The 24853-nt window shown below is 65.3% G+C and carries 22 protein-coding genes; 15 read left to right on the top strand and 7 right to left on the bottom strand.

The window, feature by feature from the left end; genetic code table 11:
* The first annotated feature begins 34 nt into the window (after positions 1-34).
* Both rpmB and rpmG read left to right on the top strand, forming a co-directional pair.
* Positions 35-271: a 50S ribosomal protein L28 gene (rpmB, locus tag LDJ84_RS28925; protein ID WP_009614118.1), complete on the top strand. Its 237-nt coding sequence runs from the start codon at positions 35-37 to the stop codon at positions 269-271.
* Between the two features lie 12 nt (positions 272-283).
* On the top strand, positions 284-439 hold the full coding sequence (gene rpmG / locus LDJ84_RS28920; protein WP_017520721.1) for a 50S ribosomal protein L33: 156 nt from the start codon (positions 284-286) through the stop codon (positions 437-439).
* 123 nt (positions 440-562) lie between these two features.
* On the opposite strand, the gene LDJ84_RS28915 is transcribed toward rpmG, so the two are convergent.
* Positions 563-925, bottom strand: a complete 363-nt coding sequence (locus LDJ84_RS28915; protein WP_024762072.1) for a cupin domain-containing protein — start codon at positions 923-925, stop codon at positions 563-565.
* 303 nt (positions 926-1228) lie between these two features.
* Between LDJ84_RS28915 and LDJ84_RS28910 the strand changes: the two genes are divergently transcribed.
* Positions 1229-2722, top strand: coding sequence for an aldehyde dehydrogenase (locus tag LDJ84_RS28910; protein ID WP_024762073.1), 1494 nt, complete (start codon positions 1229-1231; stop codon positions 2720-2722).
* 157 nt (positions 2723-2879) lie between these two features.
* Positions 2880-4049 carry an MFS transporter gene (locus LDJ84_RS28905; RefSeq protein ID WP_037009710.1) on the top strand — a complete coding sequence of 390 codons (1170 nt, stop codon included), beginning with the start codon at positions 2880-2882 and terminating at the stop codon, positions 4047-4049.
* Here LDJ84_RS28905 and LDJ84_RS28900 read toward each other — a convergent pair.
* The 3 genes from LDJ84_RS28900 to dadR form a co-directional block, all read right to left on the bottom strand.
* Positions 4046-5599 (bottom strand): phospholipase D family protein, encoded by a 1554-nt coding sequence (locus tag LDJ84_RS28900; protein ID WP_024762074.1) that lies wholly within the window; start codon positions 5597-5599, stop codon positions 4046-4048. The genes LDJ84_RS28905 and LDJ84_RS28900 overlap by 4 nt on opposite strands.
* Before the next feature lie 68 nt (positions 5600-5667).
* Positions 5668-6987, bottom strand: a complete 1320-nt coding sequence (locus tag LDJ84_RS28895; protein ID WP_037009706.1) for an NAD(P)/FAD-dependent oxidoreductase — start codon at positions 6985-6987, stop codon at positions 5668-5670.
* A gap of 165 nt (positions 6988-7152) precedes the next feature.
* The gene (gene dadR, locus LDJ84_RS28890; RefSeq protein ID WP_015479539.1) at positions 7153-7641 is read right to left on the bottom strand and encodes a transcriptional regulator DadR; all 489 of its coding nucleotides are present in this window, start codon (positions 7639-7641) and stop codon (positions 7153-7155) included.
* Between the two features lie 163 nt (positions 7642-7804).
* On the opposite strand from dadR, the gene LDJ84_RS28885 reads away from it, so the two are divergent.
* The 9 genes from LDJ84_RS28885 (at position 7805) to LDJ84_RS28845 (ending at position 17438) form a co-directional block, all read left to right on the top strand.
* On the top strand, positions 7805-10369 hold the full coding sequence (locus tag LDJ84_RS28885; RefSeq protein ID WP_226045646.1) for a YdbH domain-containing protein: 2565 nt from the start codon (positions 7805-7807) through the stop codon (positions 10367-10369).
* Between the two features lie 17 nt (positions 10370-10386).
* Positions 10387-10578, top strand: coding sequence for a YnbE family lipoprotein (locus LDJ84_RS28880; protein ID WP_024762075.1), 192 nt, complete (start codon positions 10387-10389; stop codon positions 10576-10578).
* 14 nt (positions 10579-10592) lie between these two features.
* A complete protein-coding gene (locus LDJ84_RS28875) occupies positions 10593-10937 on the top strand; it encodes a YdbL family protein (RefSeq protein ID WP_024762076.1) in 345 nt (114 codons plus the stop codon).
* Between the two features lie 361 nt (positions 10938-11298).
* Positions 11299-12594 carry a D-amino acid dehydrogenase gene (gene dadA, locus LDJ84_RS28870; protein WP_084358791.1) on the top strand — a complete coding sequence of 432 codons (1296 nt, stop codon included), beginning with the start codon at positions 11299-11301 and terminating at the stop codon, positions 12592-12594.
* Positions 12569-12922, top strand: a complete 354-nt coding sequence (locus LDJ84_RS28865; RefSeq protein WP_024762078.1) for a RidA family protein — start codon at positions 12569-12571, stop codon at positions 12920-12922. The genes dadA and LDJ84_RS28865 overlap by 26 nt, the downstream gene beginning before the upstream one ends.
* A gap of 82 nt (positions 12923-13004) precedes the next feature.
* Positions 13005-14084 carry an alanine racemase gene (alr, locus tag LDJ84_RS28860; protein WP_024762079.1) on the top strand — a complete coding sequence of 360 codons (1080 nt, stop codon included), beginning with the start codon at positions 13005-13007 and terminating at the stop codon, positions 14082-14084.
* A 163-nt stretch (positions 14085-14247) separates the two neighbouring features.
* Positions 14248-14796, top strand: a complete 549-nt coding sequence (locus tag LDJ84_RS28855; RefSeq protein WP_024762080.1) for a cupin domain-containing protein — start codon at positions 14248-14250, stop codon at positions 14794-14796.
* Positions 14797-14968: 172 nt separating this feature from the next.
* Positions 14969-15397 carry a c-type cytochrome gene (locus LDJ84_RS28850; protein ID WP_024762081.1) on the top strand — a complete coding sequence of 143 codons (429 nt, stop codon included), beginning with the start codon at positions 14969-14971 and terminating at the stop codon, positions 15395-15397.
* A gap of 265 nt (positions 15398-15662) precedes the next feature.
* Positions 15663-17438, top strand: a complete 1776-nt coding sequence (locus tag LDJ84_RS28845) for an acetyl-CoA hydrolase/transferase C-terminal domain-containing protein (protein WP_141678462.1) — start codon at positions 15663-15665, stop codon at positions 17436-17438.
* A gap of 67 nt (positions 17439-17505) precedes the next feature.
* Here the strand turns inward: LDJ84_RS28845 and LDJ84_RS28840 are convergent, their stop codons facing one another.
* Both LDJ84_RS28840 and rep read right to left on the bottom strand, forming a co-directional pair.
* On the bottom strand, positions 17506-18081 hold the full coding sequence (locus LDJ84_RS28840) for a xanthine phosphoribosyltransferase (protein WP_024762083.1): 576 nt from the start codon (positions 18079-18081) through the stop codon (positions 17506-17508).
* A gap of 331 nt (positions 18082-18412) precedes the next feature.
* Positions 18413-20422, bottom strand: a complete 2010-nt coding sequence (gene rep, locus LDJ84_RS28835; RefSeq protein WP_226045645.1) for a DNA helicase Rep — start codon at positions 20420-20422, stop codon at positions 18413-18415.
* Positions 20423-20715: 293 nt separating this feature from the next.
* On the opposite strand from rep, the gene LDJ84_RS28830 reads away from it, so the two are divergent.
* Positions 20716-22392, top strand: coding sequence for a putative bifunctional diguanylate cyclase/phosphodiesterase (locus LDJ84_RS28830; protein WP_024762084.1), 1677 nt, complete (start codon positions 20716-20718; stop codon positions 22390-22392).
* On the opposite strand, the gene LDJ84_RS28825 is transcribed toward LDJ84_RS28830, so the two are convergent.
* A complete protein-coding gene (locus tag LDJ84_RS28825) occupies positions 22385-23770 on the bottom strand; it encodes a NorM family multidrug efflux MATE transporter (RefSeq protein ID WP_065085345.1) in 1386 nt (461 codons plus the stop codon). The genes LDJ84_RS28830 and LDJ84_RS28825 overlap by 8 nt on opposite strands.
* 137 nt (positions 23771-23907) lie before the next feature.
* Between LDJ84_RS28825 and LDJ84_RS28820 the strand changes: the two genes are divergently transcribed.
* Positions 23908-24828 carry a LysR substrate-binding domain-containing protein gene (locus LDJ84_RS28820; protein ID WP_037012812.1) on the top strand — a complete coding sequence of 307 codons (921 nt, stop codon included), beginning with the start codon at positions 23908-23910 and terminating at the stop codon, positions 24826-24828.
* The last annotated feature ends 25 nt before the right edge of the window (positions 24829-24853 follow it).

Below are 24853 nucleotides of genomic sequence, written 5' to 3'. Positions count from 1 at the left end.
CGGGTTTGGCATGTGGTTTACAGAGGGCTGAGCCATGTCGAGAGTTTGCCAAGTGACCGGTAAGGGTCCGGTTACCGGGAATAACATTTCCCACGCACACAACAAAACCCGTCGCCGTTTCCTGCCGAACCTGCAGCATCACCGTTTCTGGGTTGAATCCGAGAAGCGCTTCGTGCGTCTGCGCGTTTCCGCCAAAGGCATGCGTATCATCGACAAGCGTGGCATCGAGGCCGTTCTGAACGACCTGCGCGCCCGCGGCGAAAAATTCTAAGGAGCTGCAGTCATGCGCGAACTGATCCGTTTGGTGTCCAGCGCCGGTACCGGCCACTTCTACACCACCGACAAGAACAAGCGTACCAAGCCTGAGAAAATCGAGATCAAGAAATACGATCCGGTTGTTCGCAAGCACGTGATCTACAAGGAAGCCAAGATCAAGTAATTGATCTTCGCCCTTGTGAAGAAACCCGCCCCTTGTGGCGGGTTTTTTCTTGCCCGCGGTTTCTGACGGAACCGCAGGCAAAAAAAAGCCCGCCGATCGGCGGGCTTTTTCATGTTCGGTGGATCAGGCCTTCTGCTCGAAGATCACGTAGACCTTGCGGCACGGCTCCAGCACTTCCCAGGTGCCACTGAAGCCGGCGGGGATGACGAAGCGGTCGCCGACGCGCACGGTCTTGGCGCCGCCATTGGCGTCACGGATCACCGACACTCCCTGGAGAATCTCGCAGTACTCGTGCTCGGTGTAGCTGACGTTCCAGTGGCCGGGCTCGCCTTCCCAGATGCCCACGTTGAACTGGCCGCAGTCGCTGGCGTAGTGGTTGCGCACGTTCTGCGCCGGGTCGCCCTTGATGATGCGGTCCGGGGCGGGGCGGTAGTGTTCGGGGGCGGTGGTGGCCTGGGCGAAATCGACGATCTGCTCGACGTTCATGGCGGTCTCGGTTCTTTAGAGTTGTAGGCGAGAGTGCGTGCGGGCACGCGCAGCGCTGTTGGTTATTTACTCCGAAGCGGCTGTCGGAAAACCATCAGCCGACGAATCAGGGCAGTCTATGTTTAATAAAACGAACGTGACAAGGCCATTTGGCCGCTTAGTGTAAAAAATATTGAAAATTGGCTGCCTCCGGTTTAGGGTTGCCAACAGCATGCGTTTGCTCCGCCTTGCGGAATATTTGACAGCGCGCCCACGCCGGGCGCCTGCACCTGAATAAGTACATTAATAAGAGGACACGTTGTCATGGGTACCCTCACTCGCGCCGATTGGGAAGCTCGCGCCAAGGACCTGAAGATCGAAGGCCGCGCCTTCGTCAACGGTGAATACGTCGACGCCGCATCCGGCGCCACCTTCGACTGCATCAGCCCTGTGGATGGCCGCTTCCTGGCCAAGGTCGCCAGCTGCGACCTGGCCGATGCCGAAAGTGCCGTGCAGGTTGCCCGTGCTGCCTTCGACTCCGGCGTGTGGTCGCGCCTGGCCCCGGCCAAGCGCAAGAAGGTCATGATCCGCTTCTCCGAGCTGCTGCTGGAGAACGCCGAGGAACTGGCCCTGCTGGAAACCCTCGACATGGGCAAGCCGATCAGCGACTCGCTGAGCATCGACGTATCCAGCGCCGCCAACAGCCTGCGCTGGAGCGGTGAGGCGATCGACAAGATCTACGACGAAGTCGCTGCCACTGCCCACAACGAACTGGGCCTGGTCACCCGCGAGCCGGTCGGCGTCGTCGCCGCCATCGTGCCGTGGAACTTCCCGCTGCTGATGACCTGCTGGAAGCTCGGCCCGGCGCTGACCACCGGTAACTCGGTGATCCTCAAGCCTTCCGAGAAGTCCCCGCTGACCGGTATCCGTATCGCCCAGCTGGCCATCGAGGCCGGCATCCCGAAAGGCGTGTTCAACGTCCTGCCGGGCTTCGGCCACACCGTAGGCAAGGCCCTGGCCCTGCACATGGACGTCGACACCCTGGTGTTCACCGGTTCGACCAAGATCGCCAAGCAGCTGATGATCTACGCGGGCGAATCCAACATGAAGCGCGTCTGGCTGGAAGCCGGCGGCAAGAGCCCGAACATCGTCTTCGCTGACGCGCCGGACCTGAAAGCCGCTGCCGAAGCCGCTGCCAGCGCCATCGCCTTCAACCAGGGCGAAGTCTGCACCGCTGGCTCGCGCCTGCTGGTAGAGAAGTCGATCAAGGCCGAGTTCGTGCCGATGGTCGTCGAAGCCATCAAGGCCTGGAAGCCGGGCAACCCGCTGGACCCGGAAACCAACGTCGGTGCGCTGGTCGACACCACCCAGATGAACAACGTGCTGAGCTACATCCAGGCTGGCCACGACGACGGCGCCAAGCTGGTGGCCGGCGGCAAGCGCACCCTGGAAGAGACTGGCGGCACCTACGTCGAGCCGACCATCTTCGACGGCGTGACCAACGCCATGCGCATCGCCCGTGAAGAGATCTTCGGCCCGGTGCTGTCGGTCATCGAGTTCACCGATGCCGAAGAAGCCGTGCGCATCGCCAACGACACTCCGTACGGCCTGGCCGCCGCGGTGTGGACCAGCGACCTGTCCAAGGCCCACCTGACCGCCAAGGCGCTGCGCGCCGGCAGCGTGTGGGTGAACCAGTACGACGGCGGCGACATGACCGCTCCGTTCGGCGGCTTCAAGCAGTCCGGCAACGGCCGCGACAAGTCGCTGCACGCGTTCGACAAGTACACCGAGCTGAAAGCCACCTGGATCAAACTCTGATCCTCGGCTGAAGCAGGTCGGCCCCGATCCAGGGGCCGGCTCTGACAAAGAGCCACACCCGCGGCCGGGTTTCCCTCAGGGAAACCCGGCCGCTGTGCATTGCGCATCGGGCACCCTCGCGCCTGGCGTGCGCTCCGGATGGAACGGGAGAAAGACAATGCGTTGGGGTCCTTATTTTGCTGTGTGTGCTGCCGTGATCAGCATCGGTCTGGCCCTGGGCCTGACCATGCCGCTGGTTTCTCTGCGCCTGGAGAGCTGGGGTTACGGCAACTTCGCTATCGGCGTCATGGCGTCCACGCCTGCGGTGGGCGTACTGCTGGGCGCAATGATCGCCGGCCGCCTCGCCGCGCGTGTCGGTACACCGCTACTGATGCGCATCTGCCTGATTTCCGGGGCCTTCTCGGTGGGCCTGCTGGCGTTGCTGCAGAGCTATCCGGTCTGGCTGATCCTGCGCCTGCTGATCGGTGTGCAGCTGACCGTCGTGTTCATCCTCGGGGAGAGCTGGATCAACCAGCTGGCCATCGAGAAGTGGCGCGGCCGCCTGGTCGCCCTCTATGGCACCGGCTATGCGCTGAGCCAGCTGTCCGGCCCGGTGCTGCTGACCTTCATCGGCACCGCCGACGACCGTGGTTTCTGGTTCAGCGTCTGCCTGCTGGTGGGTGGTTCCCTGTTGCTGCTCGGCCGCACCGGCGCGCCCAAGGTCGACCCGCACAGTGCCAACGGCCGCGGGCTGTTCAGCTTCTGCGCCCAGCTTCCGGCGATTGCCTGGGCGGTGGTGCTGTTCGCCGGCTTCGAGGCCATGATCCTCACCTTGCTGCCGGTGTATGGCATCCAGCAGGGCTTCACCCAGGCCGTGGCACTGGCGATGGTGAGCACCGTGGTGGTCGGCGATGCACTGCTGCAACTGCCCATCGGCTGGCTGGCCGACCGCATCTCCCGGCAGACGTTGTTCAAGGGCTGCGGCATCGTGCTGTTCCTCAGCAGCCTGGCCATGCCTCTGCTGCTGCAGCACATCGCCATCTGGCCGATCCTGGTGCTTTTCGGTGCCAGTGCAGGCGGGCTGTTCACCCTGTCGCTGATCCTGATTGGCGAGCGTTATCGCGATGATGCGCTGGTTCGCGCCAACGCGCATGTCGCTCAGCTGTGGGGGATAGGCTGCCTGATCGGCCCCCTGGCGACCGGCGCGGCCAGCCAGTGGATCAGCGGCCATGCACTGCCACTGGTGATGGCGCTGGGCGCTGCGGGGTTCGTGGTGCTGGTGTCCTATCGCGGTTTGCCGCCGGTGATGCGCGCGACCGACGCCGAGCTGCAGCAGGAGCGCTCCTAGAGCATCTTCTCCAGCCCGATGGCGCCGGCGATCCATACGTTGAGCCGGCGCCAGACGTTGCCCGGCTCACGGTCCAGCGCCACCCGCTTGCCGCCACGCTCCTCGATCCAGATCAGCTTCGGCGGCTCGCTGCCCGGCGCTATCTTCACCTGGTAGCTGACGCTGGGCGACATGCTCGCCAGCGCCAGGCGGCGCACCTGGTCGGCCAGTTCCGGGCTGTCGACTATAATGCCGACCTCGGTGTTCCACAGCACCGAGCGCGGGTCGAAGTTCAGCGAGCCGACGAACACCTTCTGCTGGTCGAACACCGCCGCCTTGCTGTGCAGGCTGGCACTGCTCGACCCGCGCACCATCCACGGCGCTCCGGAGAGGCGCTGGTCCGGGTCGGCGCGCAGCTCGTAGAGCTTCACCCCGTGCTCCAGCAGCTCCAGGCGGTAGGGCGCGTAACCGGCGTGCACGGCCGGCACGTCGGTGGCTTCCAGCGAGTTGGTCAGCAGGCGCACGCTGACGCCGCTTTCGGCACGCTGGGTCAGGTAGTCGACGCCGGCGCTGGTCGGCACGAAGTAGGCCGAGACCAGGATCAGCTCCTTCGACACTTCGTCGAACAGCGGTTGCAACTGGGTGCTGAGCAACTGCTCGCCTTTCGGATCGCCCTGGTCGAGTACCTTCAGTGGCGTATCCCAGACCGCCTTTCCCGGCGCCCAGACCAGGTCGTCCAGCCAGTTCTGCAGATGCGGGCGGTCACTGTTGCGATTCAGCCGGGCGATATAGCTGGAGCTCTTCACCCGCTCCTTCGCCAGGTAGTGATCCAGCTTGCGGCGCATGCGATTGAGCTCGTCGAGATCCGGCTCGCCCCACAGGTAGTCCTCGATGGGCCGGCTGATGCGGCTGTTCCAGTACTGGTCGAAGCTCTGCCCCAGCGATTGCGCTACCGGGCCGACACCCATCAGGTCGAGGTCGCTGAAGTTCATCTCGGCCTTGGCGTCGAAGTACTCGTCGCCCAGGTTGCGGCCGCCGACGATGGCCACGCTGTTGTCCGCCAGCAGCAACTTGTTGTGCATTCGCCGATGCTGCTCGGAGAGGTTGAACAGCCGACCGAGGTTGCGCGTGACGCCGGTACTGCGGCCCAGGTGCAGCGGATTGAACAGGCGCACCTGAATGTTCGGATGGGCGGCGAGGGCGCCCAGTTCGTAGTCCCAGCCATCGCTGCTGGTGTCGTCGATCAGGATGCGCACGCGCACGCCGCGATCTGCCGCGTGCAGCAGTTCGCGGATCAGCGCGCGGGTGGTGAGACCGTCGTGGACGATGTAGTACTGGACGTCGAGGCTGCGCTGGGCCTTGCGGATCAGTTCGGCGCGGGCGAGGAAGGCGTCGACGCTGGACGCCAGCAGGTGGAAGCCGGACTGGCCGGGATGGGCGGCGGCGCGCTCGCTGATCTGATTGTCCAGCCGCGTGCCCTGCACCGGCAGCACGTGCGAGGGCTCGGGCGGCGGCGCGCTGGCGCAGCCACCCAGGGCCAGAAGGATCAGCAGGAGCAGGCGTGGAAGCAAAGAGGAGTCTCCGACAAGCCCGCCGGTGACGGGCTGCGGAAGATTCTAGCCGCTGCAGCGCGCAGGGGTCAGCCGCCGAGGGTTTCCTTGAAGCGGTACCAGGCCATGCCCAGGGCCAGCAATGGCGAGCGCAGCAGCTTGCCGCCGGGGAAGGTGATGTGCGGCACCTTGGCGAACAGCTCGAAGCCGCTGCCCTGCTGGCCGGCAATGGCCTCGGCGAGCAGCTTGCCGGCCAGGTGCGTGGCGTTCACCCCGTGGCCGGCATAGGCCTGGGCGAAGTACACATTGGGCTGGTCCGGCAGGCGGCCGATCTGCGGCAGGCGGTTGGCGCCGATGCCGATCATGCCGCCCCACTGGTAGTCGATGCGCAGGTTTTCCAGGTGCGGGAAGACCTTGAGCATCTTCGGTCGCATATAGGCGGCGATGTCCGCCGGGTCGCGCCCGGAGTAATGGCAGGCGCCGCCGAACAGCAGGCGGTTGTCGGCGGAAAGACGGTAGTAGTCCAGCGCCACGCGCTGGTCGCACACGGCCATGTTCTGCGGCAGCAGTGCATGCGCCTGTTCAGCGGACAGCGGCTCGGTGGCGATGACGTAGCTGCCGGCAGGCAGCACCTTGCCGTCGAGGTAGGCATTCAGGCGGTTCTGGTAGGCGTTGCAGGCGATCACCAGGGACTTGGCGCGCACACTGCCCTGGGCGGTACGCACGCGCACTTCGCTGCCGTAGTCGATGCCGGTGACGGCGGAGTTCTCGAACAGCTTCACGCCCAGGCTCTGCGCCGCGGCCGCTTCGCCCAAGGCGAGGTTGAGCGGGTGCAGGTGGCCCGAGCCCATGTCCACCATGCCGCCGACATAGAGGTCGGAGCCGACGATGGAGCGCATTTCCTCCTTCGGGACCATGCGCAGTTCATGGCGGTAGCCGAGGCTCTTCAGTTCGTTGAAGTCCTCCTGGAAACCTTCGACGTCGGAAGGCTTGTTGGCCAAATCGCAGTAGCCCCAGGTCAGGTCGCAGTCGATGGCGTACTGCTCGACGCGGCGACGGACGATTTCCACCGCCTCCAGGCCCATCAGCTTGATGGCATGGACGCCATCGGCGCCAATCACCGGCTCGAATTGCTCCAGGCCGTGGCCGACGCCGCGGATCAGTTGGCCGCCGTTGCGGCCGCTGGCGCCCCAGCCGATCTGGTGGGCTTCCAGCAGGATCACCGAGAACCCGCGCTCGGCCAGTTCGATGGCCGTGTTCAGCCCGGAGAAACCTCCGCCGATGATGCACACGTCGGCCCTTTCCTCGCCGGCCAGGGGCGGTACTTCGAGGCGCCGATTGACGCTCGCGGCATAGTAGGACGGGGCGTGGCGGTCGGTGTGTACCGGCTGGTGAACGCGGGCGTTCATGTGCGATATCCTGATTTTTGTGTTGTTAAAATTTTACGCAGGATAAACGCCGACTTCCCGCCCAGCCAATAGGCAGTGGCGCAAAAAACGCCGGGAAGTCGTAAATAAACTCGATGAGCCTGCCGCGAACGGCGGGAAATCAGTCGGGCTTTTTAGTCCGGCTATTTAGTCGGGGATAGGCAGGGTGAGGCTTTCCTTCACCTCTTCCATCACGATGTAGCTCTTGGACTCGCGGACATGGGGCAGCTTGAGCAGGATGTCGCCCAGCAGCTTGCGGTAGGAGGCCATCTCCGAGATACGCGCCTTCACCAGGTAGTCGAAGTGGCCCGACACCAGGTGGCACTCCAGCACGTGGGGCAGCTTGAGCACCGAGCGGCGGAAGTCCTCGAAGGTGTCTCCGGATTTGTAGTCCAGGCTGATTTCGACGAACACCAGCAGGCTTGCTTTCAGGTATTGCGGGTTCAGCCGGGCGTTGTAGCCCATGATGATCCCCTCGCGCTCCAGCCGGCGCACGCGCTCGGTGCACGGCGTGGTGGAGAGGCCGACGCGCTCGCCCAGTTCGGTGAAGGAGATGCGACCCTCTTCCTGCAGGATGCGCAGGATATTGCGGTCGATCTTGTCCAGTTCGCGGCGGCTTTGGTGCTGGGTTCTCATGGGAAAGACTCTGGGATGAGCTTTGGGGGAATATCGGCAATATAGTCGGTTGTGTAGGGAATATCACTGGCAACCCTTGAACTTCCCGCGCCGGGCGGCCAGCCTGTAGGCCAGAGTTCTGCCGTTTCCGGCTGCAATCGCCTGTTTTTTCCGGAGCCTTCGCATGTCGTTCCCCCGCCTGCGCACCGCCCTCCTGCTGCTGTTGCTGCTCCTGGCACTGGCGGTTGGCGCGGCGTGGCTGGCGGTTCCGCGACTGCTGGCCAATGCCGGGGTGAGCATCGAGCAGTGGCAGGGCCTGAGCGTTTCGCGACAAGGGCTGACCCTGGAACAGATGGCTCTTCAGCGGCAGACACCCGATGGTGCGCGGTTGGCCATCCAGTTGCGCAAGGTCCGTGTCGGCTGGCCCGAACATGCCGATGGCCGCTGGCGCTTGAAGGAGCTGGCCGCCGGCAGGATCGATGTCCGCCAATGGCCGGGAGAGAGCGCGGAAGGCGAGGACGTCGCGCTGCCGGACCTGGCCAAACTCAATCGCTGGCTGGCGTTGCTGCCCGGACGGCTGGCGCTGGAACAGGTTTTCCTCGAGCTGCCCTGTGCCCGCGAGCAGCGTTGCACCCTCAACGGCAGCGCCCACTGGCAGCAGATCCCGGGCGGCGCCGCGGCGCTGGGCGGCGAGTTGCGCCAGGGCGGGCAGCAGCTCGCCTTCAATGGCCTGTTGCAGCCCGGCGACGGGCAGTGGCGCCTGCAACTGGACAGCTTCCTCGACAACGAACAGCTGCTGTCGCTGGATTCGATCTGGGCGCCGGGCGCCCGCCAGCTCAGCGGCAGCCTTGCCAGCCCCGCCGTGCCGCCGGTGCAGGCGGTGCGCAACTGGCTGGGCATGTGGTTGCCAACGCCGAACCTGCCGCTGCCTATCCCCGAAGCCGGCCGCCTGCGCCTGAGCTGGAATACGCAGCTGGCTGGCAACGCCGCGTGGCCGGACTGGCCCGGCCTGCGCGATGGCCGCGGCAACATCGATCTTTCCCTGCAATTGCCGCAACCCTGGCCGCTGCCGGGCCTGGGCAACCTGCAGGGCGACCTGCGGCTGATCGCCAGCGGCACCGACCTTGGCTGGCGGCCCTCGGTGCTCAGCGGCGATCTGCGCCTGTCCGACCTCTACGGCGACTGGCTGCAGGCGCTGCCAGTGGGCCTGCGCCCGGCACGCCTGACGCTGCACATGGAGCCCGGCGTGGATGAAGAGGCCGGTAGTGTTCGCGCCGACCTGCACGCCGTGGGCGCCGCCGACTTGCGCCTGCGTTCCCGCGTGGCATTGCTGGAAGCGACGCCGCTGGCGCTGCAGCTGATGGATTCGCGGCTCGAAGGCAAGGTCCCGCACCTTGAACTGGCCGGCTTGCGTGGCGACAGCAGCCGTCTCGATCTGAGCTTCGAGGGGCGCATCGACCAGCAGTCCGCCAACGTCGCCTTCGCCGATGGCGCGCAACTCCAGGTCGGCACCCTGGCCGGGCCGCAGTCGCTCAAGGCGAGCAAGCTCAGCGCCGTTCTCGGCAAGGGCGCACTCGACCTGGGCTATGCGGCCGATGCGCCGGCCACCCTGCAACTGAATGCGCCGCTGAAATTGGCCGTGGGCGAACTCCGTCAGCCCCACGTCAAACCGCTTTCCTGGAATGCCCTCGGGACGCTGGCGGCGAGCCTCGACAGCCAGCAGTTCAAGGGCCGCCTGCTGAACAGCGGCGGGCTGAATGCCGAAGTCGATCTGAACAATTCCGCCAGGCAGGGCGTTGCGCTGGTTGCGCGCCAGCCGGAGTTCTTCCTGCGCACCGGCAACCCGCTGGAGAAGTCCCTTGGCGACTGGCCGGCGCTGCTCAGCCTGAACAACGGCAAGGCCAGCTTCGACCTGAACTGGCGCCTGCCACCGGGTAGCGCGCCGCAGAGCCTGGGCCTGAACGTGCGCGGGCAAGGTCTGGAGGGCGTGTACGACCGCAGCGAGGTCCATGGCCTCGACCTGCAGGCGAAGTTCGCGCTGAACGGCTCGCAGATGGAGCTGCAGTTGCCGCAGGTGAAAGTCGCCTCGCTCAACCCCGGCGTGACACTGGGGCCGCTGTCGCTGCAGGGCAACTACAGGGGCTCGCTGGACGCACCGCTGGCCGGGCGGGTCGACTGGCAGCAGGCGGAGCTCGGTATGTTCAACGGTCGCGCATGGCTACCGCCGGGGGCCGTGGATCTTTCCGCGCGCCGCGAGGGTCTGACGCTGAAGCTGGAAGGGTTGGCGCTGGAGGCGATCCTGGCGGCCTACCCGGCGGAAGGGCTGTCCGGCAACGGCGTCATCGACGGCAACCTGCCGCTGGGCCTGCGCGAAGGCAAGCTGGTCATCCACGGCGGGGAAGTCGCCGCACGGCAACCGGGCGTGCTGCAGTTCCGTTCGGAGAAGATCCGCTCCCTGGGCCAGAGCAACCCGGCCATGCAACTGGTGGCCACGGCCATCGACGATTTCCGCTACGACAAACTGAGCAGCCGCGTGGATTATGATGAATCGGGCAAGCTGCTTCTCGCCCTGAGCCTGAGCGGGCGCAACCCGGCGCTGGAGCAGGGCCGGCCGATCAACCTCAACGTCAACCTGGAGGAGAACGTGCCCAAGCTGCTCACCAGCCTGCAACTGAGCGACCGGGTCAGCGACACCATTCGCAAGCGCGTGCAGGAACGCCTGCGCAACGACCCGGCCGCCGCGCCATGACCGCAAGGAGAACCCCGATGCGCCTTCGCGCCGTTTTACCCTTCCTGCTCCTGGCAGGCGTCGTCCAGGGCTGCACGCCTACCGTGCAGTTGGCCGCGCCCAAGGAGCCGATCAACATCAACCTCAACGTGAAGATCGAGCACGAGATCTATATCAAGGTCGACAAGGCGCTCGACGGCATCATCAACGAGAACAGCGGCCTGTTCTGAGAAGGAGCCTTTGCATGAGATTGCACCGCAAACTGGGCGTCGCGCTGGTCGCCCTCTGCCTGAGCCTGCCGGTCATGGCCATGAGCCTGGAACAGGCGATGTCTGCCCTGGGTGGCGCCAAGTCCCAGGGTCTGGTCGGTGAACAGACCGACGGCTACCTGGGCGTCGTGAAGAATGGCGGTGACGCCGCCGATATCGCCGCGCAGATCAACGCGGCACGCCGCGCCGAATACCAGAAGGTTGCCGGGCAGAGCGGCGCCAAGCTGGCTGACGTCGAAGCGCTGGCTGGCAAGAAGGCCATCGAACGTACGCCATCGGGGCAGTACGTGCAGGTCAATGGTCAGTGGGTACGCAAGTAGCCGCGCCAAGGGGAATTCCCTGCTCGCCGCCACCTGTGGCGGCGAGTTCGGGGGCGGGCGGCGGGAGCAGGTAATTCCCGTCGGGGAATGGTCCGGCGGGAGAAGTTCTGGCCAATCCCATTTCGTTCGCTATTTACTCTGGATCTGGTGAAATTTTCACCAGATCATCGACCATTCGGTCTCGGCTGAAAATGCCGTAATCCTGGTGGATGTCCCTCCGTGAAAGCGACTTTTGCCAGGATTTTTCGTCAAATACCGCATCGCAATCAGTGAATATCGCTGAGCCCGACTTCCTATACTGCGCGCATCTACGTTCAGAATAAGAAACGTCTGCGCCCCTGGCGCGACGTAGGAGGCAAAGATGCGCGTTCTGGTGCTTGGCAGCGGTGTGATCGGTACCGCCAGTGCTTACTATCTCGCCCGTGCCGGCTTCGAAGTGGTCGTCGTCGACCGCCAGCCCGGCCCGGCCCTGGAAACCAGCTTCGCCAACGCCGGCCAGGTGTCGCCTGGCTACGCCTCGCCCTGGGCCGCCCCGGGCATCCCGCTCAAGGCCATGAAATGGCTGCTGCAGACCCACGCCCCGCTGGCCATCAAGCTGACCGGTGACCCCAGCCAGTACAGCTGGATGTGGCAGATGCTGCGCAACTGCAACGCCAAGAGCTACGCGGTGAACAAGGAGCGCATGGTGCGCCTGTCCGAGTACAGCCGCGATTGCCTCGATGAGCTGCGCGCCGAGACCGGCATCACCTACGAAGGCCGCTCCCTGGGCACCACCCAGTTGTTCCGCACCCAGGCGCAGCTGGATTCCGCCGCCAAGGACATCGCCGTCCTGGAAAGCACCGGCGTTCCTTATGAAGTGCTGGACCGCGCCGGCATTGCCCGCGTCGAGCCGGCCCTGGCCAAGGTGGCCGACAAGCTGGTCGGCGCCCTGCGCCTGCCCAATGACCAGACCGGCGACTGCCAGATGTTCACCACCAAGCTGGCCGAGATGGCCAAGGCCCTGGGCGTGGAATTCCGCTTCGGCCAGGACATTCAGCGCCTGGACTTCGCCGGTGACCGCATCAACGGCGTCTGGGTCGATGGCCAACTGGTCACCGCCGACCGCTACGTGCTGGCGCTGGGCAGCTACTCGCCGCAGATGCTCAAGCCGCTGGGCATCGACGCCCCGGTCTACCCGCTCAAGGGTTACTCGCTGACCGTGCCGATCACCAACCCGGACATGGCGCCGACCTCGACCATTCTCGACGAGACCTACAAGGTCGCGATCACCCGCTTCGACCAGCGCATCCGCGTCGGCGGTATGGCGGAAATCGCCGGCTTCGACCTGTCGCTGAACCCGCGTCGCCGCGCTACCCTGGAAATGATCACCACCGACCTCTATCCGGAAGGCGGCGATGTCAGCCAGGCGGAATTCTGGACCGGCCTGCGCCCGGCTACCCCGGACGGCACCCCGATCGTCGGTGCCACCTGCTATCGCAACCTGTTCCTCAATACCGGCCACGGCACCCTGGGCTGGACCATGGCGTGCGGCTCGGGCCGTTACCTCGCCGACCTGATGGCCAAGAAGCGCCCGCAGATCAGCACCGAAGGTCTGGACATCTCCCGCTACGGTTCCACTTCGGAGGCCCAGAATGGCCATCCAGCGCCTGCACACTAATCAGCGGATGAGCCAGGTCGTCGTCCACAACGGCACGGTGTACCTCGCCGGCCAGGTGGCGGACGACCTCACCGCCGACGTCGAGCAACAGACCCGCGAAGTCCTCGCCAGCGTCGAGCGCCTGCTCGACGAGGCCGGCACCGACAAGTCGCGTGTCCTCTCGGCAACCATCTACCTCAAGGACGTCGCCGCCGACTTCGCCGGCATGAACGGCGTCTGGGACCAGTGGGTCCCGCAGGGCTGCGCCCCGGCGCGCGCTACCGTCCAGGCGGCGTTGTGCTACCCGGAGATCCTCGTCGAGATCTCCATCGTCGCCGCACTGCCCTGATCGTTTTTGCGTGGCCCGGCCGGAGCGCCGGGTTTTTTTCGTCTGCAGTTTCGTACCACGTTGATAAAAAGAGAGCCTCGCCATGCGTCCCGCCCGTGCCCTGATCGATCTCGCCGCCCTGCGCCACAACTACCGCCTGGCCCGTGAAGTCACCGGCGCGCGAGCGCTGGCCGTGGTCAAGGCCGACGCCTACGGCCACGGTGCAGTGGTCTGCGCCCGCGCCCTGGAAGGCGAGGCTGACGGCTTCGCCGTGGCGTGCATCGAGGAAGCGCTGGAGCTGCGCGAAGCCGGCATCCGTGCGCCGATCCTGCTGCTCGAAGGCTTCTTCGAGGCCAGCGAACTGGAACTGATCGACGCCCATGATTTCTGGTGCGTGGTGCACTCGGCCTGGCAGCTGGAGGCCATCGAGCGTGCCCACCCCAGCAAGCCGCTGACCGTCTGGCTGAAGATGGACTCGGGCATGCACCGCGTCGGCTTCTTCCCGCAGGACTACGCCGCCGCGCTGGCGCGCCTGAAGGCGCTGCCCCACGTGGCCAAGGTCGTGCTGATGAGCCACTTCTCCCGCGCCGACGAACTGGACTGCGTCCGCACCGAAGAGCAGGTCGCCGCTTTCCAGACCGTGCGCGAAGCCGCAGGCCAGGGGCATGAGATCAGCCTGCGCAATTCCCCCGGCATCCTCGGCTGGTCCGAAGTGCCCAGCGACTGGGTGCGCCCCGGCATCATGCTCTACGGCGCCACTCCGTTCGAGCAGGCCCATCCGCTGGCGGACCAACTGCGTCCGGTGATGACCCTGGAATCCCAGATCATCAGCATCCGCGAGCTGCCGGCCGGCGAGCCGGTGGGGTACGGCGCGCGCTTCATCGCCGACCGCCCGGTACGCGTCGGCGTGGTCGCCATGGGATACGCCGATGGCTATCCGCGCCATGCGCCGGATGGCACGCCGGTGTTCATCGACGGCAAGCCCAGCCGCATCATCGGTCGCGTGTCCATGGACATGCTCACCGTGGACCTGACCGACCTGCCGCAGGCAGGCCTGGGCAGTCGCGTCGAGCTCTGGGGCCCGAACGTCCCCGCCAGCCAGCTGGCTTCCCTGTGCGGCAGCATTCCCTACCAGCTGTTCTGCAACCTCAAGCGCGTCCCGCGGGTCTATAGCGGCGAGTGACGGATACCGCCCGTAAAGTTTGCGCAGGATCGTCGGGCGATCTGTTGTAAATACTGAACGGTGTTGCCATGATACGTGGCACTTGGAACCCGCTCGGCTCAAGCCGCTGCGGGTTCTGCCTTTCAGAGCCTGCCTGATCACAAGAATAAGGAGGACCCCACCCTTGGACGTCGGTGCTCGTCTGCAAGCCATCCGTAAGCTCAAAGGTTTGTCCCAGCGCGAACTCGCCAAACGGGCGGGTGTGACCAACAGCACAATCTCGATGATCGAGAAGAACAGCGTCAGCCCCTCCATCAGTTCGCTGAAGAAAGTGCTGGGTGGTATTCCGATGTCCCTGGTCGAGTTCTTCTCCCTCGATCTTGAGCAGAGCAGCAACACTCCTGTGGTCTACAAGGCGGACGAGCTCAGTGACCTGTCCAGTGGCTCGATCATCATGAAGCTGATTGGCAAGGACTACCCCAGCCGCGCCATCACCCTGCTCGACGAGACCTATCCGCCGGGTTCCGACACCGGTGACGACATGTATGCCCACGAAGGCGAAGAGACCGGCGTGCTGGTCGAAGGCCGCCTGGAACTGACCGTCGGCGACGAGACTTTCGTCCTCGAATGTGGCGACAGCTACTATTTCGACAGCACCAAGCCGCACCGCTTCCGTAATCCGTTCGAAGCCCCGGCACGACTGATCAGCGCGACCACACCGGCAAATTTTTGAACAGCCGGTAGGACCGGCCAGATCAGCTGCGACCTAATGCCGCAAAGGCCGGCAAGGTGGCGCAATTGTTTCGAGCTTCCCGGCTTTGCCGTTATACTTGCGCCCGCTCGCGCGGCCCGAGACTGTGACTGCACCGCGACCGGGCGTGATAAGCCACGATGAGGGTGAAAGGGTGAACCTGATTAGAAAAATCCTGGCAGCCCAAGCTGCCGTGCTGGCCCTGTGGGCAGTGAGCGTTCAGGCTGCGACCAATGATGACGCCATTGCCAAGCGTCTCGAACCTGTCGGCAAAGTCTGCGTCCAGGGCAAGGAATGCGAAGGCGTTGGCGCCGTCGCTGCTGCCGGTGGTGGCGGTGCCCCGCGTTCGGGCGAAGAGATTGTCGGCAAGGTCTGCACCAACTGTCATGGTACAGGCCTGCTGAATGCACCGAAGATCGGTGACAAGGCCGAGTGGAGCAAGCGGGCGAAAGAGCAGGGTGGTTTGGATGGCCTGCTGGCCAAAGCTATCTCCGGCTTCAACGCCATGCCGCCCAAGGGTACTTGTGCTGATTGCTCCGATGACGAGCTGAAAGCTGCGATTCAACACATGTCCGGCCTGTAACAGCCGACCTGTGCGAAAAAGCCGCCCAAGGGCGGCTTTTTCATGCCCGCGATTTGTCACCTCGTGAGTCGCGGGAGCAACTTTTGCGTAAAGCCGGTCCAAACTCCTGTCGTGGACAACGAACCCGGAGGGATGCCCGGTGCAATCCTGCTCGATCGAAACCGCTGTTGAAGAACTGCTGCACCGCCTGGACGGGCACATCCGTCTCGGGCTTCCCCTGGGCCTGGGCAAGCCCAACCGACTGGCCAATGCGTTGTATCGGCACATGCGCGAGAACCCGCGCCGGCAACTGACGTTCTACACGGCGCTGTCCCTCGGTCGCCCGCAGGCCGGCGGCGAACTGCAGCGGCGCTTCCTCGACCCCTTCGTCGAGCGCATCTACGGCGACTACCCCGAACTGGACTACCTGCACGACCTGCGCAGCGGCAACGTGCCGGAAAACATCCGCGTCGAAGAGTTCTACCTGCAGCCCGGCAGCCTGCTGGACAGCGCCCCGGCACAGCAGAACTACATCAGCTGCAACTACAGCCACGTGGCGCGGGACATCAATGCCAAGGGCGTCAATGCCGTTGCCCAACTGGTTGCGCGCGACCCGGCGCGGCCGGGCAAGCTGAGCCTGGCGTGCAACCCGGACATCACCCTCGACTTGCTGCCGATGTTGCAGCGTCGCCGCGCGGCGGGCGAAACCATCGTCATTATCGGTGTCGTCCACGACCAGTTGCCGTACATGCCTGGCGATGCCGAAGTGGATGAGGATTTCTTCGACCTGCTGGTGGATTCACCGGGCGACAACAGCACGCTGTTTTCCACCCCCAACCTGCCAGTGGGCCTTCAGGACCACTGTATCGGCCTGCACGCCAGCGCCCTGGTGCGCGACGGCGGCACCCTGCAGATCGGCATCGGCTCCATGGGCGATGCCCTCACCTCGGCGCTGCTGACCCGCCAGCGCGACAACGATGGCTATCGTGCGCTGCTCGACGGCCTCGACTCCACCGCCCGTCACGCCGGGCTGATCGAGCGCGACGGCGGGCTGGGCGCTTTCCAGCACGGGCTGTATGGCTGCAGCGAAATGTTCGTACCCGGCCTGCTGGCCCTGGCCGAGGCGGGTGTGCTCAACCGCCGGGTAGCGGCGCGCCCCGGCGCCGCACCGACCGAGCCGGGCGTCTGGCTGCACGGCGGCTTTTTCCTCGGTCCGCAGGCCTTCTACCGGCGCCTGCGCGAGATGCCCCGCGAGGAGCGGGCCGGTATCGGCATGACCGGCATCGGCTTCGTCAACAACCTGTACCGCGACGAGGAGCTCAAGCGCGAGCAGCGCCGGGATGCGCGCTTCATCAACAGCGCCTTCACCGTCACCCTGCTCGGCGCCGGCGTGGCCGACCAACTGGAGGACGGCCGGGTACTCAGCGGTGTCGGCGGGCAGTACAACTTCGTCGCCCAGGCCCATGAGCTGGAAGGCGGGCGCTCCATCCTGATGCTGCGCAGCTGGCGCGAGTCCGAGGGTGAGCTGAGCTCCAACATCGTCTGGAGCTACGGCCACACGACGATTCCCCGGCATCTGCGTGACATGGTGGTGACCGAGTACGGCGTCGCCGACCTGCGCGGCCGCAACGATGCCGAGGTGATCGCCGCCATGCTGTCCATCGCCGACTCGCGCTTCCAGGATGCGCTGATCGCCCAGGCCCAGGAGGCCGGCAAGCTGCCGAAGGACTTCGAGCTGGACCAGCGCTATCGCGACAATACCCCGGAGCGCTTGCGGGACGCGACGCGACAGTATCGTCATCTGCTGCCGGAGTTCCCGTTGGGTTGCGACTTCACCGAACAGGAGCGCGAGTTGCTGCGCGCGTTGGGTTGGCTCAAGAGCAAGCTGAAGCTGAGCGAGATTCTCGAGCTGGGCAGGGCGACCCTCGATGCGCCGGCGCCGGAGGCCTACCCGGCGCACCTGGAACGCATGGGGCTGGCGAATCCGGAGGGGCTGCGCGAGGAGCTGTACCAGCGTCTGGTGCTGGCCGGCCTGAAAGCCAGCGACGAACAAACCTTGTAGGACGCGCTGAACTGTCAGGCATGAAAAAAGCGGGCCCTGTCGGCACCCGCCTTTTTACAGCGCAGGATCAGTCTTCGAGGAATTCGACCTGACCGTTGGCCAGGGATTTCACCCGGGCCAGGGATTCCACGCGGTAACCCTCGCTTTCCAGCAGGGAACGGCCTTCCTGGAAGGACTTCTCGATGACGATGCCCAGCCCGGCGATGCTGGCGCCGGCCTGCTGGATCAGGTCGATCAGCGCCTTGGCGGCGTGGCCATTGGCGAGGAAGTCGTCCACCACCAGCACGTGGTCGGCGGCGGTCAGGTGCTTGGCCGAGATGGCGATGGTGCTTTCGGTCTGCTTGGTGAAGGAGAACACCTTGGAGATCAGCAGGTCGTTCTTCAGCGTCAGCGACTGGAACTTGCGGGCGAAGATCACCGGGATGCCCAGCTCGAGGCCGGCCATGATCGCCGGGGCGATGCCCGAGGCCTCGATGGTGACGATCTTGGTGATGCCCTGGTTCTTGAAGCGTTCGGCGAATTCATGGCCGATCTGCTTCATCAGCGCCGGGTCGATCTGGTGGTTGAGGAAGGCGTCTACCTTGAGGACCTGTTCGGAAAGAACGATGCCTTCGCTGCGAATTTTGTCTTTGAGAGTGTTCACGGGGGTGCTTCCGGAGCGGCTGTCGCTGATGAAGCGCGTAATTCTACAACGCTAGTGGCCATCTGCGCGACGTTCCGACCAATGCAATTGCTGATCGAGTGGACAGTTTTTCGATGGGCGGGAAGCGTGGGGTTGCCTGCCGCGGAATCTGTCCTGGGGCTTGGCCCTCTCCCTAACCCTGGCTGCGCGCCCCGCTCCGAAGGGAGAGGGGACAGTTCGGCATCAGGGGGGAGTGGTGGTGTCAGCTGGCTCGGATAGCTCCCTCTCCCTTCAGGGAGAGGGTAGGGGAGAGGGGGCCCGGCACAAAACCGACCGGTAACACCCGGCAAGATCAGCGCTTGAGCATCGCCCGGATATCCGCCAGCGCCGAATTGCCCTTGGCCACCTTCACCTCCTGCGGCGCGTCCTCCTGGCCTTCCCAGACCAGGTCTTCGGGCGGCAGTTCGTCGAGGAAGCGGCTGGGCGAGCAGTCGATGATTTCGCCGTACTGCTTGCGCTTGGCGGCGAAGGTCATGGCCAGGTTCTTCTTCGCCCGGGTGATGCCCACATAGGCCAGGCGCCGCTCTTCCTCGATGGTGTCGGCTTCGATGCTGGAGCGGTGCGGGAGGATTTCTTCTTCCACGCCGAGAATGAACACGTAGGGGAATTCCAGGCCCTTTGAGGCGTGCAGGGTCATCATCTGCACGCCGTCGGCGCCCTCTTCCTCTTCCTGCTGGCGCTCGAGCATGTCGCGCAGCACCAGCTTGGCGATGGCCTGCTCGATGGTCATGTCGCCTTCTTCGTCGCGCTCCAGGGTGTTCTTCAGCGCTTCGATGAGGAACCAGACGTTGCCCATGCGGAAATCGGCGACCTTGTCGCTGGAGGCGTTCTGCCGCAGCCAGTTCTCGTAGTCGATGTCCATCACCATGCTCCGCAGCGCGCCGATCGGGTCGCTGCCGGCGCATTGCTCGCGGACCTTGTCGATGAAGCGCTTGAAGCGCTGCAGGCGCTCGATGTAGCGGGCGTCCAGGTGTTCGGACAGGCCGAGTTCGCCGGAGGCGTTGAACATCGAGCATCCGCTCTCGGTGGCGTAGTTGCCGAGCTTCTCCAGCGTGGTGGAGCCGATCTCGCGGCGCGGCACGTTGATCACCCGGAGGAAGGCGTTGTCATCGTCCGGGTTCACCAGCAGGCGGAAATAGGACATCAGGTCCTTCACCTCCTGGCGTCCGAAGAAACTGGTGCCGCCTGACAGGTGATAGGGAATCTGGTGATGCTGGAGTTTCAGTTCGATCAGCTTCGCCTGATAGTTGCCCCGGTAGAGGATGGCGAATTCGCTGTAGGGCCGCTGCGTCTTCAGGTGGATGGTGAGGATTTCCATCGCCACCCGCTCGGCCTCGGACTCCTCGTTGCGGCAACGGATCACGCGGATCGGGTCGCCCTCGCCCATCTCGCTCCACAGCTGCTTCTCGAACACGTGGGGATTGTTGGCGATGAGGATGTTGGCGCATTTGAGGATACGGCTGGTGGAGCGGTAGTTCTGCTCCAGCATCACCACCTTCAGCGAGGGAAAGTCATCCTTGAGCTGCATCAGGTTTTCCGGGCGCGCGCCGCGCCAGGCGTAGATCGACTGGTCGTCGTCACCCACCACGGTGAAGTGCGCGCGCTGCTGCACCAGCATCTTCACCAGCAGGTACTGGCTGGCGTTGGTGTCCTGGTATTCGTCCACCAGCATGTAGCGCACGCGGTTGCGCCACTTGTCGAGGATCTCCGGGTGCTCCTGGAACAGCTTCACCGGCTGCAGGATGAGGTCGTCGAAGTCCACCGCGTTGTACGCCTTGAGCGTGCGCTGGTAATGCAGGTAGACCATGGCCGCGGTCTGTTCCTTGGGGTTGCGCGCCTTTTCCAGCGCCTCTTCCGGAAGGATCAGGTCGTTCTTCCAGCTGCCGATCAGGTTCTTGATCTCGTCCAGACCGTCATCGCCGGAATATTCCTTCTGCATGATGTCGGTCATCAGCGCCTTCACATCGCTCTCGTCGAAGATCGAGAAGCCGGGCTTGTAGCCCAGGGCCGCGTGTTCCTTGCGGATGATGTTCAGGCCCAGGTTGTGGAAGGTCGAGACGGTCAGGCCCTTGCCTTCGCCCGGGCGCAGCAGGGTGCTGACGCGCTCCTTCATCTCGCGTGCGGCCTTGTTGGTGAAGGTCACGGCGACGATGTACTGGGCGCGGATGCCGCATTGCTGCACGAGGTAGGCGATCTTGCGGGTGATCACGCTGGTCTTGCCGGAGCCGGCGCCGGCCAGCACCAGGAGCGGGCCGCCGACGTAGTTCACGGCCTCTTGCTGCCGGGGATTGAGTCGGGACATGAAGGCGGGGGTCTTTAGTGAAGCGGGGGCATATTCTAGCAGGCCCTGCCGGGCGTCGGGGTGCCGCTCGGAATAGCGGCGATCTGTGACACGATCGTACTTATGTGTTTTGGATAAATCTGTACATGTATTAGGCTTGTGACAGCATTACTTGAAGAAAACTCTTAAGAGTTTCTCTGAAGTTTCGTCTACATCCACTGGATGTCCGGATGGCGTCGCTTCAAAACCGGGGGAAATGGGCGCAGGGATGGTGCCTGGAGTTTCCCCTCTTTCTAGAGATACATGGGGGTCGCTTGGCAGCGTCGGTCGAACCAACGCGCCTGCTCCTGCTGGCGGAAGCGCCGCAGTGGGCCCAGCTACTGCGCGGGCATCTGGCCGCGTTGGGGCCGGGCTATTCGCTGATCACGGCCCCGTCCTGGCAAGCCGCCAGCGCCCTGTTCGACGAGGATCAGGTCGGCCTGGTGCTCGCCACGCCCGCCAAGTTGCCGTCCGCCCACCAGTGCCACCTGCCGCTGATCCTGCTGCTGGAGCGCGAGCCCGCGGAAGAGCCCGTCGGCGTCGCCGACTACCTGGTGGCCGAATCCCTCGGTGTCGAAGTCCTGCGCCGTACCCTGCGCTACGTGCGCGAGCGCACTTCGCTGCAGAACACCCTGCAGAGCCTGGCCGAGCAGGACCCGCTGACCGGCATCGCCAACCGCCAGGGTTTCCAGACCCTGCTCGCCGCCCGGCTGAGCGAGAGCGAAGGGCGCGGCCTGGCGCTGGGCCACCTGGACCTGGACAACTTCCGCCACGTCAACGACGCCCTCGGCCACCAGGCCGGCGACCGCCTGATCCTGCAGGTGGTGGCACGGCTGAAGGCGCACCTGGACAACGGCGACCACATCGCCCGCCTGGGCAGCGACGAGTTCGCCCTGCTGCTGGACACCCGCCGCGATCCGGCACGGGTGGAGAAGGTCGCCGAACTGATAGTCGAGTCCCTGGGCGAACCCTACTGGGTCGAGGGCGAAAGCCTGCTGCTGGGCTGCAGCCTGGGCATGGCCCACGCCCGCGCCGGTGAAGCCGCCGACCCGTTGCTGTGGCACGCGCACATCGCCATGCAACAGGCCAAGTCGCGCCAGGGCTGCACCTTCCACATCTTCGATGAGCGCATCAACCGTGGCGCCCGCAGCCTTGCCGACCTGGAGAGCGAACTGCGCCGGGCGCTGCGTCGCGACGAGCTGGAGCTGCACTACCAGCCGCGCCTGGACCTGCACAGCGGGCAGATCGTCGGCCTCGAGGCCCTGGTGCGCTGGCGCCATCCCGAGCGCGGCCTGCTGACGCCGGGCGACTTCGTGCCGCTGGCCGAGGAAAGCGGGCTGATCGTGCCGCTGGGTTACTGGGTCATCTCCCGCGCCCTGCGCGACATGCAGTGGCTGCGCGGGCGCGGCCTGCCGCCGCTGCACATGGCGGTGAACCTGTCGTTCCGCCAGTTCCAGGACAGCCAGTTGCTGCCGACCCTGGAGCGACTGATCCGCGAGCGCGGCGTCGACGCCCAGTGGCTGGAATTCGAACTCACCGAGACCGCCGTGATGCGCCGCAGCGACCAGGTCCTGCAGACCATGCAGGCCCTCGGCCGGCTGGGCGTGCGCTTCTCGCTGGACGATTTCGGTACCGGCTTCTCCTCCTTCGTGCACCTCAACAGCCTGCCGATCACCCTGCTGAAGATCGACAAGAGTTTCGTCGGCGGCATGCACGTGCGCCCGGAAAACCTGCAACTGGTACGGGCCATGATCAACCTGGCGCACAACCTGAACCTGGAAGTGGTCGCCGAAGGCGTCGAGACCGCCGCCCAGCAGGATGAGTTGCGCCAGTTCGGCTGTGACCAGGTCCAGGGTTACTGGATCAGCCGCCCGCTGCCTTTGCCGGAGCTGGCGCGTTTCCTGGTCTTTGGCGCCAACCGTGCGCTGCGCCTGCAGGACTCGGTCAGCTAGCGACCAGCTCCGCGGCCGGCAGGCTCGGACGCAGCAATCGCGATGTCTTCGTCTCGAAGGCCAGCGTCAGCCCGATGGCCGCGCAGGCCAGGCCCGACGCCAGGCCCCACCATACGCCACTCGGTCCCCAGCCCAGAGGGAAGGCCAGCAGCAGCGCCATCGGTACGCCCACCAGCCAGTAGCCGGCCAGCCCGACCAGGAAGGTCGTGCGCGCATCCTTCAAGCCACGGATCGCCCCCATGGCGATGCATTGGGTACCGTCGAACAGCTCGAACCACGCGGCGATGGCCAGCAGGCCGACGGCCAGTTGCACCACGTCGCGGTTGGCTGGGTCGTTGTGGTCGATGAACAGGCCGATGACCAGCTCCGGGGCCAGCCAGAACAGCGCGGCGAAGGCAAACATGCAGCTGGCGCCGAAGCCGATGCCCAGCCGCCCGGCGCGTCTCGCCTCGAACAGCCGGCCCGCGCCGTAATGCTGGCCGATGCGGAAGGTCACCGCGTAGGAAAGCCCCATGGGCACCATGAAGGCCACATACACCGACTGGATGGCGATCTGGTGCGCCGCCAGCGCGGTGCTGCCGATCACGCCCATGCACAGCGTCGCCACGGTGAACATGCCCGACTCCACGGCGTAGGTGCCGCCGATGGAAATGCCCAGCCGTAGCGATTCGCCGATCACCTTGAAGTCCGGCTTCGACAATCCCTTCAGCAGCGGGTAGGGCGCGTACGCCCGGTGCCAGCGCAGGTACAGGGCGAAGATCACCGGCAACGCATTCATCACCACCGCGGTGACCATGCCGATCCCCGCCAGCCCCAGGCGCGGCAGGCCGAACAGTCCTTCGATGAAGGCGTAATTGAGGGCGAAGTTGGCCAGCGCGCCGATCAGGCTGATGGCCATGACCGGGCCGGGCCGCTCGATGGCGCTGGTGAAGCCGCGCAGCACCATGAAGGCCATGTAGCCGGGCAGGGCGAAGACGATGCTGTGCAGAAAACTCATGGTGCCGGCGACCGTTTCCGGGGCCTGGCCGAAGGCGATCAGGATCGGCCCGAGGTTCCACAGCAACAGGCCCGCCAGCAGCGCCAACGCGGCGCCGATCCACAGGCCGGCCTGGGTGGCTTCGACTACGCCGCGGGCGTCTTTTGCGCCATGCCGGATCGCCACCAGGTTGCCGGTGGCCGCCACCACGCCTACGCAGAAGGTCGAGATCAGCGCATAAGTAGATGCACCCAACCCACCGGCGGCCAGCGCCTCGCGGCCGAGCTTGCCCATCATCACGGTGTCGGTGAACACCATGGCGACGTAGGCCAGTTGGGCGGCAATCAGCGGGCCGGCCAGGCGCAGGATGGCGGCGAGTTCGTCACGGTACGGGCGTTTCATGAGTCAGGCTCAGCAAGCGGCAGGCGCCGCATCGATAGGAATGGCCCATTCTCCGGCCGTTATGGACGCGGGCACAAAAGGAAAAATGCGATGCCATCCATGAGTCATACTCATGTTTAAGACAGCCGGAGCCCGCCATGAACCGCCAGTTGCCGCCCCTTTACGCCCTGCGCGCCTTCGAGGCTGCCGCGCGGCACGCGTCCTTCACCCGCGCCGCCGAGGAACTGGCGATCACCCAGAGCGCGGTGAGCCGGCACATCAAGACCCTGGAAGAACACTTCGCCTGCCGGCTGTTCCAGCGCCGCGGCCGCCAGCTGGAGCTGAGCGAAACCGCACGGATGCTGCTGCCCGGCCTGCGCGACGGCTTCGATGCGCTGGAGCGCGCCTGCGCAAGCCTGCGCGCGGACGAAGGCGTACTGCGGCTGAAGGCGCCGTCCACCCTGACCATGCGCTGGTTGCTGGCGCGGCTGAGCAAGTTCCGCATGCAGAACAGCGATATCGAGGTGCAGCTGACCAGTGCCTGGATGGACGTGGATCGCGTCGACTTCGTGCATGAGCCCTTCGATTGCGCGGTGCTGCTGAGCTCGGGGCACTTCCCGCCGGACTGGGAGGCCGCCTTGCTGTTTCCCGAATGGCTGATTCCCGTCGGCTCGCCCGCGCTGCTGGCGGATGGCCCCTGGGACGCCGAGCGGCTGGCCGGCGCCGAACTGCTGCACCCCACCCCCGACCGTCGCGACTGGCGGCGCTGGTTGCAGCGCATGGGCCTGGGGGAGCAGGTCTCGCTCAAGGGCGGACAGGTATTCGATACCCTCGAGCTGGGCATAGTCGCTGCGACCCGCGGCTACGGTGTTTCCATCGGCGACCTGGTGATGGTCGCCGAGGATGCCAATCAGGGCCGCCTGGCACTGCCCTGGCCCAGTGCCGTCGCCAGTGGCGAGAGTTACTACCTGGTCTGGCCCCGCGCACGCCGAGACCAGGGGCGCCTGCGGCGGCTGCGCGAATTCCTCCAGGCGGAGATGCAGGCGATGCAGATGCCAGCGGTGGACTACTTCGAATGACCTGTCGCTGCGGATAATCTGTCAG

Source organism: Pseudomonas sp. HS-18 (genome assembly GCF_020401845.1).
Lineage (GTDB): Bacteria > Pseudomonadota > Gammaproteobacteria > Pseudomonadales > Pseudomonadaceae > Pseudomonas > Pseudomonas nitroreducens.
Note: the sequence above shows the minus strand (reverse complement) of the source record. Positions and strands in the feature narration are given on the sequence as shown.

What these genes read in the sequence shown, in the direction of transcription:
- rpmB (WP_009614118.1), top strand. Translation starts at nt 35, where the DNA reads ATGTCGAGAGTTTGCCAAGTGACCGGTAAGGGTCCGGTTACCGGGAAT.
- rpmG (WP_017520721.1), top strand. Translation starts at nt 284, where the DNA reads ATGCGCGAACTGATCCGTTTGGTGTCCAGCGCCGGTACCGGCCACTTC.
- LDJ84_RS28915 (WP_024762072.1), bottom strand. Translation starts at nt 925, where the DNA reads ATGAACGTCGAGCAGATCGTCGATTTCGCCCAGGCCACCACCGCCCCC.
- LDJ84_RS28910 (WP_024762073.1), top strand. Translation starts at nt 1,229, where the DNA reads ATGGGTACCCTCACTCGCGCCGATTGGGAAGCTCGCGCCAAGGACCTG.
- LDJ84_RS28905 (WP_037009710.1), top strand. Translation starts at nt 2,880, where the DNA reads ATGCGTTGGGGTCCTTATTTTGCTGTGTGTGCTGCCGTGATCAGCATC.
- LDJ84_RS28895 (WP_037009706.1), bottom strand. Translation starts at nt 6,987, where the DNA reads ATGAACGCCCGCGTTCACCAGCCGGTACACACCGACCGCCACGCCCCG.
- dadR (WP_015479539.1), bottom strand. Translation starts at nt 7,641, where the DNA reads ATGAGAACCCAGCACCAAAGCCGCCGCGAACTGGACAAGATCGACCGC.
- LDJ84_RS28885 (WP_226045646.1), top strand. Translation starts at nt 7,805, where the DNA reads ATGTCGTTCCCCCGCCTGCGCACCGCCCTCCTGCTGCTGTTGCTGCTC.
- LDJ84_RS28880 (WP_024762075.1), top strand. Translation starts at nt 10,387, where the DNA reads ATGCGCCTTCGCGCCGTTTTACCCTTCCTGCTCCTGGCAGGCGTCGTC.
- LDJ84_RS28875 (WP_024762076.1), top strand. Translation starts at nt 10,593, where the DNA reads ATGAGATTGCACCGCAAACTGGGCGTCGCGCTGGTCGCCCTCTGCCTG.
- dadA (WP_084358791.1), top strand. Translation starts at nt 11,299, where the DNA reads ATGCGCGTTCTGGTGCTTGGCAGCGGTGTGATCGGTACCGCCAGTGCT.
- LDJ84_RS28865 (WP_024762078.1), top strand. Translation starts at nt 12,569, where the DNA reads ATGGCCATCCAGCGCCTGCACACTAATCAGCGGATGAGCCAGGTCGTC.
- alr (WP_024762079.1), top strand. Translation starts at nt 13,005, where the DNA reads ATGCGTCCCGCCCGTGCCCTGATCGATCTCGCCGCCCTGCGCCACAAC.
- LDJ84_RS28845 (WP_141678462.1), top strand. Translation starts at nt 15,663, where the DNA reads ATGCGCGAGAACCCGCGCCGGCAACTGACGTTCTACACGGCGCTGTCC.
- rep (WP_226045645.1), bottom strand. Translation starts at nt 20,422, where the DNA reads ATGTCCCGACTCAATCCCCGGCAGCAAGAGGCCGTGAACTACGTCGGC.
- LDJ84_RS28825 (WP_065085345.1), bottom strand. Translation starts at nt 23,770, where the DNA reads ATGAAACGCCCGTACCGTGACGAACTCGCCGCCATCCTGCGCCTGGCC.
- LDJ84_RS28820 (WP_037012812.1), top strand. Translation starts at nt 23,908, where the DNA reads ATGAACCGCCAGTTGCCGCCCCTTTACGCCCTGCGCGCCTTCGAGGCT.